We start from the raw sequence: 20,623 nt of genomic DNA, 5'->3' as shown, positions 1-20,623 counted from the left end.
TATAATACAATTAACAATACAATTAACCAACAATACAATTAATAATATTTAAATAAATTTAAATAATTGGACGGTTTGCCCAATTATTTTTTTAACACTAAGACTTACTCATCAATGCCTAACGCACCATGAATTACCGCTTTTTGTTGAGCGGTGTGCATTTGCATGGATCCTGCAGCCGGTGCTGCTGATGAAGGGCGTGCAACCGCTGGCAACAACATGGCTTTTGTTGGACGTGGCATGCCGCTTGATTTTGGTGGGGCGATCAAACGGAACATATGTGGTGCTAAATAATACCACGCACCTTGATTCAAGGGTTCTTCTTGTGCCCAAACAATTTCTTCTAAGTTTTGGTATTTTGCCACTTCTGCTAAAATTCGAGCCTCTGGCAATGGATAAAGCTGTTCAATACGCACAATCGCCACATTGTGTAAATCCAATTCACGGCGTTTTTCAAGCAAGTCATAATAAACCTTGCCACCACAAAATACCAAACGGCTTACTTGACTGTTGTCCAAATTATCAATTTCGCTAATAACGGTTTCAAATTTGCCTGTTGCCAATTCTTCTAAAGTTGAGGTTGCCAATTTATGACGAAGCAATGATTTTGGCGACATGATGATCAAAGGTTTACGTGCAGGGCGTTTTACTTGACGGCGTAAGGCGTGAAAAATCTGTGCAGGCGTGGTAGGAGTCATCACCTGCATGTTATCTTCAGCACACAGCTGTAAATAACGCTCTAAACGAGCTGATGAGTGTTCTGGACCTTGCCCTTCATAACCATGTGGCAATAGCATGGTTAAGCCAGATAAGCGTTGCCATTTGGTTTCACCGCTTGAGATAAATTGATCAATGACCACTTGAGCACCGTTGGCAAAATCACCAAATTGAGCTTCCCAAATCACCAGTGCATTTGGAGTTGTTGTTGAGTAACCATATTCAAACGCCAACACCGCCTCTTCTGACAATAATGAGTTAAACGTATCAAAACGCGCTTGATTTTCACTCAAATTTGCCAATGGAATGTACATACTGCCATCTTTGATGTTATAAAGTTCTGAATGACGGTGCGAGAATGTACCGCGCCCCACATCTTCACCAGTGATACGCACAGGATAGCCTTCTTCTACCAGTGTTGCATAAGCTAAGGTTTCTGCTGCTCCCCAGTTAAGTGGCTCTTGACCTGTTTGCATAGCCAGGCGCTGCTCTACCACTTTGGCAACTTGACGCTGCAATTCATAACCCTCAGGCAATACTGCCATGCGTTTACCGTAGGTTTTTAATGTTTCAATATCAACCGTCGTATCCCAATCATCTTCTAAATCATGACCCAAATACGGTGTCCAATCCACAAACAGCTCTTTGTTCGGTTCGTGAACCAACGCACTGGCAACATAGTCGCCTTTATCCAATGAATCACGATAAGCATTATCATAGCCCACTGCATCTTCATTGCTAATAACATTTTCATTGACCAATTTTTGTGCGTAAATTTCACGCGTGGTTGGCAATTTTTTAATCACTGAATACATAAGCGGCTGTGTGGCTGATGGTTCGTCCGCTTCGTTATGACCGTTACGACGATAGCAGTACATGTCAATCACGATATCTTTGTGAAATTCTTTGCGATAATCATGAGCAAGTTTGGCAATAAATACCACCGCCTCAGGATCATCACCATTGACATGAAAAATCGGTGCGTGCACCATTTTTGCCACATCGGTACAATATTCAGTGGAACGTGCATCTTCAATACGGCTTGTGGTAAAACCAACTTGGTTGTTAATCACAATGTGTAACGTCCCTCCTGTGGCATACGCACGCGTTTGCGACATTTGGAAGGTTTCTTGGTTAACGCCTTGCCCTGCAAACGCAGCATCACCATGCACAACGATTGGCAATACTTCATTACCTGTTGTGTCATTGCGACGCACTTGTCTGGCTCTTACCGAACCGATTAACACCGGCGAGACAATTTCAAGGTGTGATGGGTTAAATGCCAATGCCAAATGTGCCTCGCCGCCTGGAGTCATGACATTGGAACTAAAACCATTGTGATACTTAACATCACCAGAACCTACGGTTGGTTGTTTTTTACCATCAAATTCATCAAACAAATCCTTTGGATTTTTACCCAAAATATTCACCAACAAATTCAAACGCCCACGGTGTGCCATACCAATGACCATTTCTTGCGTACCGTTTTGACCTGCACGTTGTATGATTTCATGCACCATCGGAATAAAACTCTCACCGCCCTCAAGTCCAAAACGTTTCACCCCTGTGTATTTACGAGCAAGGTATTTTTCCAGCCCTTCAGCTGCTGTTAATCGCTCCAAAATTGATTTGCGTTTTTCGTTGTCAAATTTGATAAAGCCATGATTTTGCTCAAGATATTTCTCAATCCATTCTTTTTCTTTTGCTGTGGTAACGTGCATATACTCCGCCCCCACACTGCCACAATACACACGCTGTAAAATTTCAATGATCTCACGCAAGGTCGCTTTGTCTTTGCCAATGTTAAAATCACTGGTTGGATAAACGGTATCCAAATCCGCCTCGCTTAAGCCATGATAAGCAATGGTAAGCTCTTCGGCTTGTGGGCGTGCCATCAATCCTAACGGATCCAGTTTGGCATGACGATGTCCGCGCCGGCGATAACTGGTAATCAGTTTTTGTACGCCCATTTGGTTTTGGCTATACCGTGCCAATTCAGTTGGACTACAAACACCTGATGCGTTTGTATTTGATGAACTTGTATTTGATGAAACTTTGGCAGATGTGGTATTGCGTGCCAACAACAAAAACTGATCTTGAATTGCATGATGCAATGAATTTTTATCATCTTCTTTGGCAAACTGCTCAAAATAAGCGGCATATTTTTCGTCAATACTGGTTGGGTCTTGTAAATAATCTTCGTACAACGATTCAAGATAAACCGCATTATCCGCAGACAATTCGGTAAACCGATGTGCAATATTAAAATTCTGGGTAGTCATTATCGTACTCTTTATTTTCTGTTTATTTAAACTTTACAATCGGTAATACAAAACACACATATTACCCATTCCATCGCGTGCATAATTTTGGTGCATGTTTATCAACAATTTTTAGTAAAATTTTTGTAAAAAACACTAAAAATCATAAAATGAATGTATTATAACATTTCTAACAACAAAATGGCTGATTTTTAATATTAAAACTTTGTATTAAAAATGCAAAAGCACCCAACTGAAAAAACAGTCAAGTGCTTAAAATAGCAACAATTCATCACGCAATTGGATCAATTGCCAAACCATTGCATTGATTTAAATTAACAATTAGTAATTAACAATCAGCAATTAGCAATTAGCCGGCACGGTTTAACAACATACCGCGGATATGGCCAATTGCTTTGGTTGGATTTAGGCCTTTTGGACATACGTTCACGCAGTTCATAATTCCGCGACAACGAAATAAGCTAAACGGATCGTCCAAATCTGCTAAACGCTGTGCCACATTGGTATCACGGCTGTCAATAATAAAACGGTAGCTGTGTAACAACGCTGATGGCCCTAAGAATTTGTCAGGATTCCACCAAAATGAAGGGCAAGAGGTTGAACAGCACGCACACAAAATGCATTCGTATAGGCCATTTAATTTTTCACGATCTTCAGGCGACTGTAACCGCTCGGTTGGTGGTGCAGGTTGATCGTTAATCAAGTATGGGTGTACTTTTTCATATTGGGCATAAAACTGATTCATATCCACCACCAAATCACGGATAACAGGCAACCCCGGTAGCGGACGCAAGGTGATTTTTTGTGGCAAGGTGTTCATGTTAATCAAACACGATAAACCATTTTTACCGTTAATATTCATACCATCTGAACCACAAATACCCTCACGGCATGAACGGCGAAAACTTAAAGTTTCGTCCATTTTTTTTAAACGAACCAACACATCTAACAACATACGATCTGAATCCAACAGATCAATTTCGTAAGTTTGCATTCTTGGTGCTGCGTCCTTATCAGGGTCGTAGCGGAAAATCTCAATAATACGTTTGCCTCGGCTCATATTACTAAACTCCATTGGCTATTATTTAATTTTCATAAATAATTCGCTAAGTTAATTTTGATAAATTTGGTAAAAGGGATAAAACATTTTACCCCTAGTAAAGGGTTATCCAACTAGAACGTACGAACTTTTGGCTCAACGTAATCTGCCGTCAAAGGACACTTGCGCACAGGCTTATAAATGACCTTATTGCCCTCGGAATACCAAAGCGTGTGTTTCATCCATTCATGGTCATTGCGTCCAAGCGGTGCGTAATTGTCATCAGCTGGGCGTTCATAATCAACCACAGTGTGAGCACCGCGACACTCTTGACGCAGCGATGCCGAAATCATGGTTGCTTTTGCTACCTCGTAAAGATTGGCAACTTCTAACGCTTCAATGCGAGCTGTGTTAAATACTTGAGATTTATCAAGCAATTGCACGCGATTGACTTTTTCTTCTAATGCTAAGATTTTTTTGACACCCTCGTCCATTGATGCTTGGGTACGAAACACGCCTGCGTGTTGTTGCATGGTGCGACGAATTTCATCGGCAACTTCTTGTGCATTTAAACCATCGGCTTTGTCCGCTTCAAGTTTTTGAATGCGTGCTAAGGTTTTTTCCAATACATTTGGTGCCAAAGGCTTGTACGCTGAACGATCGCTGGCGTGAAATTCATCAATAATGTGTTGTCCGGCTGCACGCCCAAATACCACCAAATCAAGCAATGAATTTGTACCCAAACGGTTAGCACCATGTACCGACACACAAGAACACTCACCGATCGCATATAAACCTTTCACAATGGTTTGTTCGGCATATAAACCATCTGAATCCGTACCTGCTTCAAGATTAGGCTTAACCACTTGTCCGTGAATGTTGGTTGGAATACCGCCCATTTGATAGTGAATGGTTGGCACAACCGGGATCGGCTCTTTGGTAATATCCACATTGGCAAAGTTTTTACCAATTTCATAAACCGAGGGCAAGCGTTTCATAATGGTTTCTGCACCCAAATGCGTCATGTCAAGCACAACATAATCACCATTTGGTCCACAGCCACGCCCCTCTTTAATTTCTTGGTCCATTGAACGCGAAACAAAATCGCGCGGCGCCAAATCTTTTAACGTTGGAGCATAACGCTCCATAAACGCCTCACCGTCTTTGTTACGCAATAACGCACCCTCGCCGCGACAACCCTCGGTTAATAACACGCCTGCCCCTGCCACGCCTGTTGGGTGAAATTGCCAAAATTCCATATCTTGTAAAGGAATGCCTGCACGCACTGCCATGCCTAAACCGTCGCCTGTGTTAATAAAAGCGTTGGTTGAGGCTGCAAAAATACGCCCTGCTCCACCTGTTGCCAATACGGTTGTTTTTGACTGAAACACTGCAATGCGACCTGTTTCTTGTTCCAATGCAATCACGCCGTTAATGTTACCATCTTCATCTTTTACCAAATCCAGTGCAATCCACTCAATAAAAAATTGCGTGCCTTGCTCCAGATTTTTTTGATAAAGCGTGTGTAACAACGCATGTCCTGTACGGTCAGCCGCTGCACACGCGCGTTGCACCGCTTTTTCACCATAATTGGCTGTATGCCCTCCAAACGGCCGCTGGTAAATCGTACCATCAGCATTGCGATCAAAAGGCATGCCCATATGTTCTAGTTCATACACAACTTTTGGTGCTTCGCGACACATATATTCAATGGCATCTTGATCGCCAAGCCAGTCAGAACCTTTAATCGTGTCATAAAAATGAAAATGCCAATTATCTTCACTCATATTTCCAAGCGATGCACCGATACCGCCTTGAGCTGCTACCGTATGACTACGCGTGGGAAAAACCTTGGTTAAAACAGCGACATTCATACCGCCACGAGCCAACTGTAATGATGCACGCATGCCCGAACCACCGCCACCAACGATGACTGCATCAAAATTTAGCGTTTGGATATTGCTAATGGTATTATCTTGTGTTGTAGCCATTGCTAAACTTCCTAAGTTATTTTTTTATCTAAATGTTAACAAACATGATAAATTACGAAATGGATAAAAATTTTCTTAAATTTTTGATTGTTAAAAATTAAAAGAAAATCATCACGCCCCAAAACAAATACACGATAACTGCAATAATCATCGCTGACTGAAGCACAAAACGCAATCCACCTGACTTAATATAGTCGGTCCAAACCGTCCACATACCAACCCACGCATGTCCCACTAAAGACAACATCGCAAGCAAAGTAAACAGACGCATTGGCAAACTTAACATAAAGCCACGCCATAACTCAAACGTTGGTTGATGAGTTAAAAACCACCCAAGCATCACGAGTGCATACACACCCAAAACCACTGCACTAATACGTTGCACGACCCAATCACGCGAGCCTGAGCCAGTTAAACCTGTTGCACTTTTCATCAGAACATCACCCATACAAATGAACCCACAACCCAAATAGCTGCAAGCACAAAGCCAATGATAGTCGCTGTACGACCGCTTTTTAACTCTTCATTCAAGCCCATATCGGCTAATAAATGCTTCACACCCATCACAAAATGATAACCAAGTGCAGCCACAAATACCCACGCCAACAGTTTTACCAGCACATTGCTAAAAATCTGCTCAAAACCCTCTGGGGTTGCAAGCGATGTCTGAAAAATCCACAACACCACAGGCACTAACAAAAATAACACAATACCCGACACACGGTGGGTAATGGAAGCCATTGCAATGGGGTTTTTTGAATTCACCTCAATCACATGACTTAATGGTAACACAACAGGTCTTCGGTTGCTTTTCACAGCGGGCATCCTTTATTTGTCGTTATGATCTTTGCACCAAAATCCCAGCAGGCACAAAAAATCTTCATGAAAGGAATAGCTAGCGTACTTTGCTATCGCTCTTTTTACTATCGCTCTTTTTACTATCGCTCTATCGTTTGTGTTTTAATACCATCTTTTAAAAAAATCATCAAAACAACGCAACTGTTTATTTTTATTAAAGGATCTTAAAACAGACAAAAAGCCACTAATAACTTATCTTTATATTTCACTCATTTAACCTAAAAAAATAGTTAATATAAAAATAAATCATCAATAGCCGATTGATAGCAAAGCTAGCCACCAATTAAAATTTTGTTAATTATAAAAGGCTTTAGTTATAAACACAAACAAAAACCGCAAAAAACTTAAAATTTTTACATATATTTATTTAAAAAATAATTATTATTTTTTAAACTTATTAAAATAGCCAACAAAAGTCTAATTTTTAACAAAATTTACCATTTTTGGCTTAATTTTCAAAAAAAATCTTTTACTTTTCTATCAAAATGCTGTTAATATAGCAAATATCGTTATATCCAACTGCCAACATTATTTTGATAAAAAGGATATCCAAACTTTTTAGTTTGGTTAATAAATGTTGGCTTCATTCAAAACAAAACAATCTGCGAGGAATGTATGTCAGAGAACAAAGCAACAGAAAAAAAAGTAACATTGAGCGTTAATGGTAAAGAATACGAATTGCCTGTCCATGAAGGCACATTAGGAAATCCGGTCGTTGAAACCAAAGCATTACAAGATGAAGGTTTTTGGTCATTTGATCCAGGCTTTATGGTAACCGCCTCTACCGAGTCAAAAATCACCTTTATTGATGGTGATAAAGGCATTTTGTTACACCGTGGCTATCCAATTGAACAATTGGCAGGCAATGCTGAATACCTAGAAGTGGCTTATGCACTCATTCATGGTGATTTGCCAAATGCTGAACAAAAAGCCGATTTTTATAACAAAATCCGCAAACATTCTATGGTAAACGATCAGTTGCGTAAATTTTTTGAAGGTTTTCGCCGTGATGCCCATCCAATGGCAATTATGGTTGGGGTTATGGGTGCGTTGTCAGCGTTTTATCACAACAACCTTGACGTAAGCAAACAAGATCACCGTGAATATACCGCAATTCGCTTGATTTCAAAAGTACCAACCATAGCAGCGATGTCTTATAAATACAGCCAAGGCCAACCGTTCACTTATCCACGCAATGACTTAAGCTACGCTGAAAACTTCCTTTACATGATGTTTGCAACCCCTGCCGATGTCAACTATAAAGTAAACCCAATCCACGCCAAAGCAATGGATAAAATTTTCACGCTACACGCCGATCACGAGCAAAACGCATCAACTTCTACCGTGCGTTTGGTTGGTTCAACAGGAGCAAATCCATATGCGTGTATTTCAGCGGGTATTGCAGCCTTGTGGGGGCCTGCCCACGGTGGTGCAAATGAAGCCGTGTTAAAAATGCTCGATGAGATCGGAAGCGTGGAACACGTTGAAGAGTTTATGGAAAAAGTAAAACGCAAAGAAGTCAAACTCATGGGCTTTGGACATCGTGTTTACAAAAATTTTGATCCGCGTGCCAAAGTTATGAAAGAAACTTGTGATGAAGTACTGGGTGAGCTTGGTATTAAAGATCCACAACTTGAGCTTGCGATGAAACTTGAACAAATCGCCCTAAGCGACACCTATTTCAAAGAACGCAACCTGTATCCAAACGTAGATTTCTACTCTGGCATAATCCTAAAAGCAATCGGTATTCCAACCTCAATGTTTACCGTCATCTTTGCATTGGCTCGTACCTCAGGTTGGATCAGCCACTGGCTAGAAATGCACGCTGCACCACACAAAATCGGGCGTCCGCGTCAGCTTTACACCGGCGAAAAACAACGTGATTTTGTCGCAGTTGACAAACGCAAATGATCGCTTTAAAACATACATAGCGGCTTTAAAACAAGTAGCTTTAAAACATAGTAGCTTTAAAGCCATAACAAAAACCCCAGTCAATATTGATTGGGGTTTTTTATTTAATAACCAAAACATTCTCAACAACAACATTCTCAATAACAAACACTCATCGCTTAAAAGCCACAACCGATGCAAAATTTAAAAACATAAACCAAGTTAAACTGCTGTCAAATCCTGCTTGTTTTAAGCGTTCATGATGCAATTCTAGCGTATCAGTCATAAGTACATTTTCAAGGGCATTTCTTTTGGCACTGATCTCTAATTCGCTATAACCATTGGCACGTTTAAAATCATAATACCGCTCCACGCGCCATGCATCAAATTGTTCATCGGTTAAGTGGGTTTTTTCGGTTAAAATTAAGACACCGCCCTTAGCAAGTGCATGATAGCATTTTTGTAAAACCGATAAACGCACATCAGGTGATAAAAATTGTAAGGTTAAATTTAAAACAATCATATCGCACGGCAATAAATCAATATGACAAATATCCGCACAAATAAAATGAATGTCATGTTTTGGATAATGTTCATTCATTAGTGCTTTAGCCTTGTCAATCATCGGAGATGATATATCCACCGCCTTGATTTGTAAATCTTTTTTATCAAATTCACCTGCCAACACAAAACTTACCGCTCCAAGCGAAGTTCCCAAATCATATACACGGCTAACACGCCCACCCTCATCATTTTCTTGGCGAAATGCACAATGACGGCGAGCAAAAATTGGCAACATAGCAAGCATTTGCCCATAACCTGGCACACTGCGACGTATCATATCAGGAAAACAAGCAACCACTTGCTCATCAAAACTAAAACGTGCAAATTTATCAAGCGGTGTGGTAAACAGCATATCATGGTTCATAGTGTACGCCCAAAATACCACTCAATCACAACCTTGATTAAAAAACCAAAAAACCCACCGCCCAGTGCAATAAAAATCCAAAAAGTGCCCTGTTTGCCTGCATCATTTTTTTTGGACAGATCCCACATGATAAAAAACAAAAATCCAATAAATATCGGCAACAATACATACATGCCCATTTTGGTAATCGTTTCGTTAGACACAAGTACAAACATAACCCCACCTTTTATCTTAGATTTTACCTATTATAACTTAAAAACAGCCAAACTGCTTAAAAATAGGTTAAGATAATTGCACAAAAGCCAATAAAAACTTGCAAAAACATGGCAAAAAAAGACAAATTTTTAGCGAAAAAATGATGTTATTTGGTATAATCTAATCAATTAAACTTTTATAAATTTTTAGAACGGTTTTTAGAACAGTTTTTTACCATAGCTTACCCATAACTTCATTTTTAAAAGAGAAAAACAATGTCCGAACAAATTCCTGCAATTGAACAATCCTTAAATTTTGTGATTGAACGTTTAAAAGCCGATAATGTTTTACCCATCGATTGGCAAAACAACAGTCAAATTAATCGCACCAAAGATCAGGCTTACGGCGATTTTGCCAGTAATTTGGCAATGGTGGCGTCCAAAATATCAGGCATAAAACCGCGCGAACTTGCCGAAAAAATTGTAGCCTTGTTGCCAAAACACCCAGATATTGCCAAAGTAGAAATTGCAGGTGCGGGATTTATCAATTTTTTCTTAGACAGCAATGCTCGTTTTGCAGTGCTTGATGCCATTATGCAACAAAAAGGTGATTTTGGCACAAGTCAGGCTTTTGTTGGCAAAAAAATTCAAGTGGAATTCGTGTCAGCAAATCCAACCTCAAGCCTACACGTCGGACATGGTCGTGGAGCGGCGTTTGGCATGAGTGTGGCAAATTTGCTTGAAGCGGTCGGTTATCAAGTTGGACGTGAATATTATGTCAATGATGCAGGGCGACAAATGGATATTTTGGCAACAAGTGTCTATATCCGTTATCTAGAGCTGTGTGGTGAGACGATTGTATTCCCTGTCAATGGTTATCGCGGTGATTATATCAAAGAAATTGCTAAAACCATCTACCAAGAGTTTTCAGATAAACTAAAGACAACTTGGCAAGATTTTGTCAAAGATGTACCAAGTGATGTAATTTTTGGTGAACAAGATGGCAAAAAAACACCCATATCAGGTGATAAAGAAGCCCATATTGATGGCTTGATTGACAATGCCAAAACTCATTTGGGGGATAATTATCGCATTTTTCATGAAAAAAGCCTTTACAGTATTTTAAGTGATATTCAAGATGATTTGGCTGATTTTAACGTACATTTTGACAAATGGTTTAGCGAAAAATCCATTCAAGATGCGGTTTTGCCTGCGTTAGAAACACTCAATGAACGCGGCTATTTATATGAAAAAGACGGTAATTTGTGGTTTAAATCTACCGCGTTTGGTGATGAAAAAGATCGCGTGGTGCGTAGAGCCAATGGACAGTTTACCTATTTTGCATCAGATCTTGCGTATCATAAAGACAAACTTGACCGTGGTTTTGACAAAATCATTGATGTGTGGGGTTCTGATCATCATGGTTATATAAAGCGGATAAAATCTGCATTGACCGCGATGGGCTATGACTCAAACCGTATGGACGTGATTTTGGTACAATTTGTTACCCTGTGGCGCGGTAAGAATCAAGTACAGATGTCATCACGTTTGGGTGAATTTGTAACCTTGCGTGAACTGCGCAAAGAAGTTGGCAATGATGCTGCCAGATTTTATTATGTCGCCAGAAAACCCGAACAACACATTGATTTTGATTTAGAATTGGCAAAATCACAAAGCAAAGACAACGCGGTGTATTATATCCAATACGCCCATGCGCGAATTTGCCGCGTGCTGGAACGCTTACAAGAGCGTGGTTATGCTTATGATGACAATTTGGCAAAACAATCACAACATCTGCTAAATCTACCCATTGAAAATGACTTAATCAGCCTGTTGTCGGCTTATCCTGAAACGTTGCACCGTGCAGCCGTTCAATACGAACCGCATATTTTAACCAATTATCTTAAAGATTTGGCAAGTTTATTCCACGCATGGTATAACGACAACCGTATTTTGCCAAAAGATGGTGAAACACCAAGCAATGATGAATTAAACTTAATGCAAGCTCGTTTGCGCCTATCAAAAACAATCCGCCAAGTAGTGCAAAATGGCTTGATTTTATTAGGATTAACCGCCCCAACGAGTATGTAAAAAACCCTTAAGGTTATCAATATTTGAAATCAGGCGGATAAAGTATTAACTTTATCTTAATTTTAACATTGGACGGATCACGTATCCGCCAATTCAAAAATGCCTACAAAAAGCTTAATCAGACCCAAAAAACGCATTTTTAGTGCTTTTGGTTTTACTTAAAAGTTTTTTTAAAAAGTGTGTTTAAAAATTAAACACAATACTGTTAGCAAGAGCACTATTGCAAGGGCAAATAAGCAAACGTAGGAAATTTATCGCCAAACCCATTTAGATGGGTTGGCGTAAGTATTTTGGAAATAGTAAATGATGTCAAAACAAGGTGCGACCCCACGCGAGCCGTCAAATGGTATGGCAATATTTGCAAAAATATTGGTAGGAATTTTATTGCTTATTTTATTAGGTTTGTTTGTGTATCTATGGAATCCATTTCACAAAGCGACACCAAACACAACAGAAAGCCCAAAAATTCAGCCAAAAACCGTACAAGGCGAACAGCCAGAATACGAATTTTACGAAATGTTACCCAAACAACAAGTAACAGGCGTACCAACTGAACCCATTGCCAGTCAACCGCCCATTGCCACTGCACCCGATGCAATTGTTATCAACAAAAATGACGCCTCTCAAACCGATGATGCATTTGTTGCAACCGAAACCGTTGAAAAAATACAAGAAACAGACCACACAAAAACCATAGAAACAACCACCACCAGAACTTTGGACAGTCATGCCAAACGCAACAACAAAAGCCTTGGCAATACAGACAATCCAATAACCGATACCACAGATGAAATTGTAGCCGACAAAATCAAAGAAAACCCCATGCTTGGCAAACGTTCAGAAACCGAAACCAGCAAAAAACCGGTTGTTATAGATGCACCGCTTGACAAAACCTATATTTTGCAGATCAACAGTTTTGACAATGCAGGCGATGCCGATCGTCGTCGTGCCGAAGTTTTGATGGCAGGCGTGGATGCCCAAATCGTGAAAAAACGCCTAGAAGATGGCAATTTTATGTATCAAGTCATCTCAAGACAAATGCCAAATATTCAGATGGCAACAGAAACCCAGCGCCGTTTACAAAACAATGGCATTGACTCACTCATCGTAGAACAACGGCATAAATAGCTTTTGGTTTTAACAATGATTTTAACAATGGTTTTAACAATGGTTTTAACAATGGTTTTAACAATGGTTTTAACATCAAGGAACAATCCATGTCTGACAAAAAACCAACCAACCCGCTAAATCTTAAAAATCCAAAACTGTTGCAACAAGCAAGTTTTATCAACAACGAATTTAAACCGGCCAAATCAAGCGAAACCATCGCGGTACACAATCCTTTTAACGGTAAGTTTATCGGTAGTATTCCAAGTTTATCTGTCGCTGAAATTGAACATGCTGTCGATTGTGCTTTGATGGCTCAAGCCGATTGGGCGAGTAAAACCGCTTTTGCACGCGCTAAGATTTTGCACGCATGGGCGGATTTGATCGACGCACACAAAGAAGATTTGGCGATCATCATGACCAGCGAACAAGGCAAGCCAATCAAAGAATCGCGCGGTGAGATTGATTATGCTTGCAGTTACATTCGGTTTTTTGCCGAAGAGGGCAAACGCATCTATGGTGATATTTTGCCTGCTGATAAAGATGGCATGCGTTATATCGTGCTAAAACAGCCTGTTGGCGTATGTGCGTGTATCACGCCGTGGAATTTTCCAGTGGCTATGTTCGCTCGCAAAGTTGCCCCAGCTTTGGCATCAGGCTCGGTAATGCTCGTAAAACCTGCCAGCCAAACGCCGTTTTCGGCCTTGGCATTTGGTGTGTTGGCGGTATCGGCGGGGCTACCAAAAGGCGTGTTTCAAGTCATCACAGGCAAAGCAGATACCGTTGGACAAGTGTTTACCAAAAATGCAAACATCGCCAAATTTTCCTTTACAGGATCGACAGAAGTTGGCAAAAAATTAATGGCACAATGCAGCCAAACTGTTAAAAAAGTATCTTTAGAACTTGGCGGAAATGCCCCTTTTATCGTATTTGACGATGCCAATTTGGACAGTGCGGTCGACGGATTGATCGCATCAAAATATCGCAACGCAGGACAAACTTGCGTATGTGCCAATCGCATATATTTACACACAGCGATTAAAGATGAATTTATCAAACTTTACCAACAAAAAGTCGAACAACTCATCGTTGGCAATGGTTTGGACGAAACAACCGACATAGGGCCGTTAATCAACCAAGCCACCATGGATAAAGCCCTAACTTTAATGCAAAATGCAATGGATCAAGGGGCAACTTTAGTAACCGGCGGCCAAATACACAACCGTTCAAAATTATGCCTAACGCCAACGATTTTGGACAATGTCAATGAAAACATGGACATAGCAACCACAGAAATTTTTGCACCAATCAGTGCAATTTATCATTTTGATGATGAAAAAGATGTGATACGCCGTGCCAATGACACCATTTTTGGGTTGGCGTGTTATTTTTATACCAATGATTTGGCTCGTTCGTGGCGCGTATCACAGCAGCTTGAATATGGCATGGTTGGACAAAACACAGGGCTAATTTCTACCGCCGTTGCACCATTTGGTGGCATTAAACAGTCAGGTTTTGGACGCGAGGGCTCAAAATACGGCATTGAAGAGTATTTAAACCTAAAATATTGGGCAATAAACATTGATTAATTGATTCTCAATTAGCCAATTAACAAATTAACAAATTAACAAATTAAATCACAAAAAAGGAATCAAAATGCCTAAATACAACCAAGGGGTGAAATCATGACTGAAATCACCCAAAAAATCCTATTTTCTAATACGCAGCCTGAAAGCGAACAAAAAACCGAACAAAACGAACCGCTTGCCCTGTTAAAACAGCATTTTGCCCATTGTTTTGATAAAAACGGTGCGTTTTTGCCTGAAAAAATGGCGCAAACTTTGCAGGCAAGCGGTATCAATACACAAAAAGAATACTATAACCTTAATTGGCTCGGTAAATCTTATGCCAAAATCTTAAAAGACCAGCCGCCTGAAACGCTTTTGAGCGAAGATATTAAGCACAATCAACAGCCTGAAAACCAAAACAGCCAAAACGTGTTAATTCAAGGCGATAATTTAGAAGTATTAAAGCACCTAAAACACGCCTACAAAAGCCAAATCAAGATGATTTACATCGATCCGCCGTATAACACGGGTTCTGATGGGTTTGTTTATCAAGATGATCGTAAATTTACGCCAGAGCAACTGGTGGAATTAGGTATGGATAGGGAGGAAGCCGAGCGCGTGTTGGCATTTACCGCGAAAAAATCCAATTCTCACGCGGCGTGGCTCACTTTTATGTATCCGCGCCTTTATGTGGCGCGCGAGTTGTTAAAAGATGATGGCGTGATTTTTATTTCCATTGATGACAATGAACAGGCACAGTTAAAACTATTATGTGATGAAGTGTTTGGAGAGGAGAATTTTATTACAACGCTTCATATTGAATTATCAGCTACACAAGGCATGAAAGTTAAAGCAGCAAAAGAAGGAAATATCGTTAAAAATGCTGAATTTATTTTAGTTTATTCTAAAAATGGAAAAAATAATATTGCAAAAAAAATATTAATAGATCCAGTAGATTATGATAATCACTATAATATTTTTCTTAATGAAATTAAACCAAATATTTTTGAAGAAAAAAAATTGACTGAAATTCTTGTTGAAAATGAAAATATCAAAGAAGAATTGCGTTTATTTAATTTATTAAATAATAATAAATTATCTAATAAAAATATTTCAATTGCGTACAAATTATGTCCTAATGTTAAAAATTTTATTGATGAAAATGCAAATTTGGTTTGTAGAACGCATACAAGTATTGAAATTAAGGAAGATTTCCTAGAAACAATGAATGATAAATTTGTTTATACCTATTACTCGGGGGGGGGGAGAAAATATTTAGTAAAAAAAGACAAAAATATTCCGATTCAGAAAATATTATTTTCTGAAAAATTAAATGTAGCTCACGATTTTTATCAAACTTATGGTGCAACACGAATCCGTGGAGATTGGTGGGCTGGATTTTATTTGGATATGGGAAATGTATCAAAAGAAGGGAATATTCCGTATCCAAATGGTAAAAAACCTGTTCGTTTAATTAAACAACTTGCTTATATATTAACTGAAAATGATGATTTAATTTTAGATTTTTTTGCAGGTTCAGGTACAACGGCTCATGCTGTTATGCAATTAAATGCTGAAGACTCAGGAGTTAGGAAGTATATTTTAGTTCAGTTACCTGAAAATTTAGATGATTCTTTACAAAAGGCAACTGGTGAAGAAAAAAAATCAATTCAGAGATTAATTGATATTCTAGATGAAGTTAATCGTCCACATCTAATTTCTGAAATTACACAAGAGAGGTTGATTAGAAGTGCAAAACAAATCCGCACCGAAAACCCCGATTATTCAGGCGATTTAGGTTTTAAAATTTTTAACACGCAAACCAATTTTCAACCTGATTTACCAACGGATTTTAATAAAACAAGCGATTTATTCCCCCAAGTGGATTTGACTGAAACACAATTACACACGCTTTTAACCACTTGGCGCGTGTATGACGGATCACAGCTGCCTGAAAAAGTGCAAGCAATTGATTTAGCAGCTTATACCGCTTATTTTTGTCGCCAGCATTTGTATTTATTAGCAAGCGGTTTTACCTCAAATAGCGTAAAAGCCTTGATTGAACGTTTGGATAACGATCCTGATTTTATTCCTGAACGCATTGTGCTCTTTGGCGCGAATATGGAGAGCGCGATGCAAAAAGAATTGGTGCAGGCGGTGCAAACCTATGCCAATAAAAAAGAATTGAATAATTTAAGTGTATTGGCGAGGTATTGATGACAGGTTTTACTTAATAGGTGCGTGGCAGTGATGATAAAAGCCGCCAAATTTAACGGCTTTTTGCCTAAAAGTTTAAACTTTTTCAAAGTTATACAAAACGCCAAAGTTACACAAAACTCCAATGATAACTTGCCAAGCGTTTCATCAAATCAGGGTTTTTTACCATAATGTTCTCGCCTGTGCGTCCTTGCTGACGGTTATAATAAATGACATTTAGGCGCAACAACCAAAAAGTAAGCCCCGCCTTAGCAAGGGTAATTGTGTTCTTTTAATGCTGTTTAATTGTTTTCTTAATTTGCCCTCGCTGGGTTTATTTAATTTATTTTCATCAATGGCTAAATTATTTTTTGCACAAAAATCGCGATATTCTTTATCCGCTTTGTATTGATTTTGCCATTCATTTAACGCCCAATTATACACAAGGTGCACTATTCCGCAAGCCTTAGCGAAATAAGTGGCTTGTTTGTTGTTTGGAATTAGGCGAATGATGTGTCCGCGGATAGTTGTCATTTTGTTTTTTAATAGTTGATTAATCTATTCATTTGGGTATTATTGAATAGGTTTGGGTGGGTTGCAAGGAGCAGTTAAAAGCCCTTTTGCTTACAAAACCTTGCCTAACAAAAACACAACAAGCCCTCCTGTCAAAAGCGTGGTGGCAATTGGCAACCAAGGATACCAGGCAAGTTCTTTGGTTAGTTTTTCGGTTCTTGCTCGGCTTTCGGCTATGTCTTGCTCAAGCCGTCTGCGGCTTTCCTCCATATCTTTATCGAGTCGCTTGCGATTCTCCTCCATTCTTTGTCGGCTTTCTTCTAAGTCTTTTTCAAGGCGTTTTCGGCTTTCTTCCATTCTTTCTCGGCTTTCTTCTAAGTCTTTATCGAGTCTTTTTTGGCTTTCATTCACGCTTTGCCGCGTCATTTCTATATCAGCTTGGATTTTGGCAATGTCTATCATGGTTTTTAGCCTTTGTAGTTCGTGATCGGTTAAATCTTCTAGGTTGTTAGGGAGCATAGGTTACTCAAAATGATTTTAAGCATGCCTTATTTTAAACAATTCATCAAACAAGCACAAGCAAAAAACCAACAAGTTAGCAGATTTGAGCTTGACAAATTTTAAAAAATAATAGAGTGTTTATCAAAGACTACAGTAGCTGTTGGCACTAAAAGATTTAATTTTTTTAATACCAAACGTATCAAAACCAACATCAGCATTTATTGCAGGGCAAAATATTTTTTCATTGTCTTTTAATGATAATAAATAATTAATTACGTTATCACGCAACGCCTTAACGCCTTTCTCTGTCGTTAAATCAAACTCGCCAAATTCATTCCCTGTTATTGTGATAGTTTTGGATACATTCGGTATTTGTAGGCTTTGAGCATGGTTGCTTGTTGGTAAAAATATTGTTATAATTTAGCAAATTTTAATTGAATTTCAATGGAAATTTTAGTTATCATGCCACACGATCCGAGTCAAAATCAGGAGCAACAACATGACCCAAGAGCCCAAGAGCCAAACCCAAGAACCACGCAAACTGTATCAAGACATGACAGTAGCCGAGCAACTACAAGCCATGAACATAGCCTTGATACCCAAAGAGTTGATGACAGAGGAGGAGAAAGCCCAGAGCGAAAACTTTTTACGTCAGAACCAAGACTTTTTGGACAGCCTGAGCTGATCGAAAAAGTCAATCAGCACCTTTGTGATTAGTACTGCCACAAACTCCCAAATTATCACACTGATTAGCGTGATATAGTGGTAAAACTAGCTTTTTTAGTAATCTTTTCGGTTTCAGCTTTCATTTTAGCAATGGTTGCCATATTAATTTTTCTTAGGATTATTTTAACTTCTCGCACAAAATTCTCCACCTATAATTTTTGATTTAGATGGCGATTTTTATTTATATTAAAATAAGTATTTTAAAAAAATAGATATGGTATGAAGACAGCAATTTCTTATAATCCCACTAAATTAATTTATAAACCTATATTTACAAAAGAACAATTAGATTATTTAGAAGCACTAAATAATTGTTCTAATGTCAAGCATTTATTTATTAAAAGAAATATAGAAGCTTTTGCCATTGATTTTGCACACACTTCAGCCATGCTAGAGGGCAATACTTATAGTGCAATAGAAACTGAAATTTTATTAACAACAGGCAAAACCGTCCCCAAAAAATTTGAAGAAGCGTTAATGTTAAAAAACATGCATAAGGCGTTTGATTATTTATTGCTTGAAGCAAGTTGTGATAACGAAATACCGTTTGAATATTTGGTTAAAAATTTGCATACACAAGTGTCGCAAAGGTTGCTTGATGAAAATGATTGCGGTGTAGTGCGAACTGTGCCAGTGCTTATTAGTGCAACCAATTATATACCATCGACCATTTCCCAACAATTACAAGCAGGATTACAATTTATTGCCAAAGAATACGCCAAAATAACCAATGCCTTTGAAAAAGCGGTTTATATGCATCAAAATTTATGTTATTTGCAATATTTTTTAGACCATAATAAACGCACAGCCAGAAATATGACTGCCTTTACGCTCATTAAATCAGGTAAAATGCCAGTTATGTTTACCGAAAAAAATGCCAATGAGTATGTAAATTCGGTTCTTGCTTATTATGAAAGTGAAAATAGTAATTATCAACCCTTTGCAACCTACTTTATTGGTGCTTATGAAAAAGTTTGTTCTAGAATGAATATCAATGCCATCGCCCAAGCAACAGATATGCTAAAAAAGAATAAGACATTGAATGCTAATTCATAAATTAGCGTTTTAAAACTTTTTCAACCAACAGGGTGTGATTTTTTACAAAATCCAAATACTCATTTTCAGGCAATGACATTTGTATTCTCTGTTTGGTTTTTGATGGCTGTTGTTTCTCAACAAATTTTGAGTATTTTTCATTTTGAGGCGGTGCTTCACGTGCCATTTCTTTGTTAATCAGTGCCAAAATCGCCGCTGTGATGGACGTAGCTCCATCATAATTTTTTAAAAATTCGCGCTGTTTTTGGGTAAGCCCTTTTAATAAAAATTGTGATTTTTTGCCAGATTTGAGTGTTGGGTTTTGGTTCATTGTCAACTTCTCCAAAGTTAAAAAACAATAAAATCAGTTAATCACAATCAAGTATAACATAGAAAATATATATTTAACGGCGTAAGCCTATCCTGCCATAGAAAAACCAAGACACCATTAGTGGTTAATATCAAATAGTTATTTAAAAGTGTATAAAAGTGTCAAAATCTGTATAAAGCTGTATAAATTTTAAAAACTTTGGTTAAAGTGTGTTAAAATGTGTTAAAATATAAAAATATATCTAGACTTACAGCAAAAAGGTGGTCATATATGCCTAAGCCACAACTTACCCAAGAAGCGATTGCTTTTATCATTCAAATAAGAGATGATCCAACCACAATAACTACTTGGCAAGATATTTCCAATATGGTTAAAGAAAAATTTAATATTAATGTTTCTTTGCAAGGAATAGCAAAAAGCTATCACAGAAACAAAGGAAAAATAAATCCATCAATATTTTTAACTCACCGTGGTAAAATTCAAGAATTTCAAAAAATTGACACAAATAAATCTTTAACAAATCAGTACTCAACACCCAGTTTGCCTAAGAATAATATTATTAAGAAAAACTTAAATAATCGTAATGAGTATGATACTTCTTATAGTGATAATTTAACCAGTGAAGACATCGAGAAATTGTTAAATATAAATTAAAG

General features: G+C 38.4%; 18 protein-coding genes and 1 pseudogene. 8 read left to right on the top strand and 11 right to left on the bottom strand.

Features of this window, described 5'->3' with window-relative positions; translation table 11 throughout:
* Positions 1-104 precede the first annotated feature (104 nt).
* The 5 genes from MOMA_RS02825 to sdhC form a co-directional block, all read right to left on the bottom strand.
* A complete protein-coding gene (locus MOMA_RS02825; RefSeq protein ID WP_009767106.1) occupies positions 105-2,999 on the bottom strand; it encodes a 2-oxoglutarate dehydrogenase E1 component in 2,895 nt (964 codons plus the stop codon).
* 349 nt (positions 3,000-3,348) lie between these two features.
* On the bottom strand, positions 3,349-4,059 hold the full coding sequence (locus tag MOMA_RS02820; protein ID WP_009767105.1) for a succinate dehydrogenase iron-sulfur subunit: 711 nt from the start codon (positions 4,057-4,059) through the stop codon (positions 3,349-3,351).
* Between the two features lie 113 nt (positions 4,060-4,172).
* On the bottom strand, positions 4,173-6,029 hold the full coding sequence (gene sdhA / locus MOMA_RS02815; RefSeq protein ID WP_009767104.1) for a succinate dehydrogenase flavoprotein subunit: 1,857 nt from the start codon (positions 6,027-6,029) through the stop codon (positions 4,173-4,175).
* Positions 6,030-6,126: 97 nt separating this feature from the next.
* Positions 6,127-6,462, bottom strand: a complete 336-nt coding sequence (gene sdhD, locus MOMA_RS02810; protein ID WP_009767103.1) for a succinate dehydrogenase, hydrophobic membrane anchor protein — start codon at positions 6,460-6,462, stop codon at positions 6,127-6,129.
* On the bottom strand, positions 6,462-6,854 hold the full coding sequence (gene sdhC, locus MOMA_RS02805; RefSeq protein WP_009767102.1) for a succinate dehydrogenase, cytochrome b556 subunit: 393 nt from the start codon (positions 6,852-6,854) through the stop codon (positions 6,462-6,464). Before sdhC ends, sdhD begins: the two co-directional genes overlap by 1 nt.
* A 648-nt stretch (positions 6,855-7,502) precedes the next feature.
* On the opposite strand from sdhC, the gene gltA reads away from it, so the two are divergent.
* Positions 7,503-8,798, top strand: a complete 1,296-nt coding sequence (gltA, locus tag MOMA_RS02800; RefSeq protein ID WP_009767101.1) for a citrate synthase — start codon at positions 7,503-7,505, stop codon at positions 8,796-8,798.
* A gap of 151 nt (positions 8,799-8,949) precedes the next feature.
* On the opposite strand, the gene cmoA is transcribed toward gltA, so the two are convergent.
* On the bottom strand, positions 8,950-9,705 hold the full coding sequence (gene cmoA, locus MOMA_RS02795) for a carboxy-S-adenosyl-L-methionine synthase CmoA (protein WP_009767100.1): 756 nt from the start codon (positions 9,703-9,705) through the stop codon (positions 8,950-8,952).
* Positions 9,702-9,920, bottom strand: a complete 219-nt coding sequence (locus MOMA_RS02790; RefSeq protein ID WP_009767099.1) for a DUF2788 domain-containing protein — start codon at positions 9,918-9,920, stop codon at positions 9,702-9,704. The genes cmoA and MOMA_RS02790 overlap by 4 nt, the downstream gene beginning before the upstream one ends.
* 255 nt (positions 9,921-10,175) lie before the next feature.
* Between MOMA_RS02790 and argS the strand changes: the two genes are divergently transcribed.
* From argS to MOMA_RS02770, 4 genes are all read left to right on the top strand, one after another.
* Positions 10,176-11,990: an arginine--tRNA ligase gene (gene argS / locus MOMA_RS02785; RefSeq protein WP_009767098.1), complete on the top strand. Its 1,815-nt coding sequence runs from the start codon at positions 10,176-10,178 to the stop codon at positions 11,988-11,990.
* A 303-nt stretch (positions 11,991-12,293) separates the two neighbouring features.
* Positions 12,294-13,118 carry an SPOR domain-containing protein gene (locus tag MOMA_RS02780; RefSeq protein WP_009767097.1) on the top strand — a complete coding sequence of 275 codons (825 nt, stop codon included), beginning with the start codon at positions 12,294-12,296 and terminating at the stop codon, positions 13,116-13,118.
* Between the two features lie 89 nt (positions 13,119-13,207).
* Complete coding sequence (locus MOMA_RS02775) at positions 13,208-14,686, top strand: NAD-dependent succinate-semialdehyde dehydrogenase (protein WP_009767096.1); 1,479 nt, start codon at positions 13,208-13,210, stop codon at positions 14,684-14,686.
* A 96-nt stretch (positions 14,687-14,782) separates the two neighbouring features.
* Positions 14,783-16,882, top strand: a complete 2,100-nt coding sequence (locus tag MOMA_RS02770; RefSeq protein ID WP_009767095.1) for a site-specific DNA-methyltransferase — start codon at positions 14,783-14,785, stop codon at positions 16,880-16,882.
* A 109-nt stretch (positions 16,883-16,991) separates the two neighbouring features.
* Here MOMA_RS02770 and MOMA_RS09795 read toward each other — a convergent pair.
* The 3 genes and pseudogenes from MOMA_RS09795 to MOMA_RS02760 all read right to left on the bottom strand — a co-directional run.
* Positions 16,992-17,120, bottom strand: a pseudogene (locus tag MOMA_RS09795) (homoserine kinase); the annotation flags it as partial.
* Positions 17,099-17,395 carry a helix-turn-helix domain-containing protein gene (locus MOMA_RS10090; RefSeq protein WP_406564465.1) on the bottom strand — a complete coding sequence of 99 codons (297 nt, stop codon included), beginning with the start codon at positions 17,393-17,395 and terminating at the stop codon, positions 17,099-17,101. The gene MOMA_RS10090 and the pseudogene MOMA_RS09795, both read right to left, overlap by 22 nt.
* A 90-nt stretch (positions 17,396-17,485) precedes the next feature.
* The gene (locus MOMA_RS02760; protein WP_009767093.1) at positions 17,486-17,893 is read right to left on the bottom strand and encodes a hypothetical protein; all 408 of its coding nucleotides are present in this window, start codon (positions 17,891-17,893) and stop codon (positions 17,486-17,488) included.
* A gap of 426 nt (positions 17,894-18,319) precedes the next feature.
* Here MOMA_RS02760 and MOMA_RS02755 point away from each other — a divergent pair, with 426 nt between their 5' ends.
* Both MOMA_RS02755 and MOMA_RS02750 read left to right on the top strand, forming a co-directional pair.
* Positions 18,320-18,592, top strand: a complete 273-nt coding sequence (locus MOMA_RS02755) for a hypothetical protein (protein ID WP_152411759.1) — start codon at positions 18,320-18,322, stop codon at positions 18,590-18,592.
* Positions 18,593-18,820: 228 nt separating this feature from the next.
* Positions 18,821-19,657 (top strand): Fic family protein, encoded by an 837-nt coding sequence (locus MOMA_RS02750; protein ID WP_009767091.1) that lies wholly within the window; start codon positions 18,821-18,823, stop codon positions 19,655-19,657.
* Between the two features lies 1 nt (position 19,658).
* Here MOMA_RS02750 and MOMA_RS02745 read toward each other — a convergent pair whose 3' ends face one another.
* A complete protein-coding gene (locus MOMA_RS02745) occupies positions 19,659-19,967 on the bottom strand; it encodes a hypothetical protein (RefSeq protein ID WP_009767090.1) in 309 nt (102 codons plus the stop codon).
* A gap of 270 nt (positions 19,968-20,237) precedes the next feature.
* Between MOMA_RS02745 and MOMA_RS02740 the strand changes: the two genes are divergently transcribed.
* Positions 20,238-20,621 carry a hypothetical protein gene (locus MOMA_RS02740; protein WP_009767089.1) on the top strand — a complete coding sequence of 128 codons (384 nt, stop codon included), beginning with the start codon at positions 20,238-20,240 and terminating at the stop codon, positions 20,619-20,621.
* Positions 20,622-20,623 lie beyond the last annotated feature (2 nt).

Origin of the sequence: Moraxella macacae 0408225, from assembly GCF_000320365.1 — a bacterium.
Classification (GTDB): domain Bacteria; phylum Pseudomonadota; class Gammaproteobacteria; order Pseudomonadales; family Moraxellaceae; genus Faucicola; species Faucicola macacae.
The sequence above is the reverse complement of the archived record's forward strand: the minus strand, read 5'-3'. Positions and strand labels throughout refer to the sequence as shown.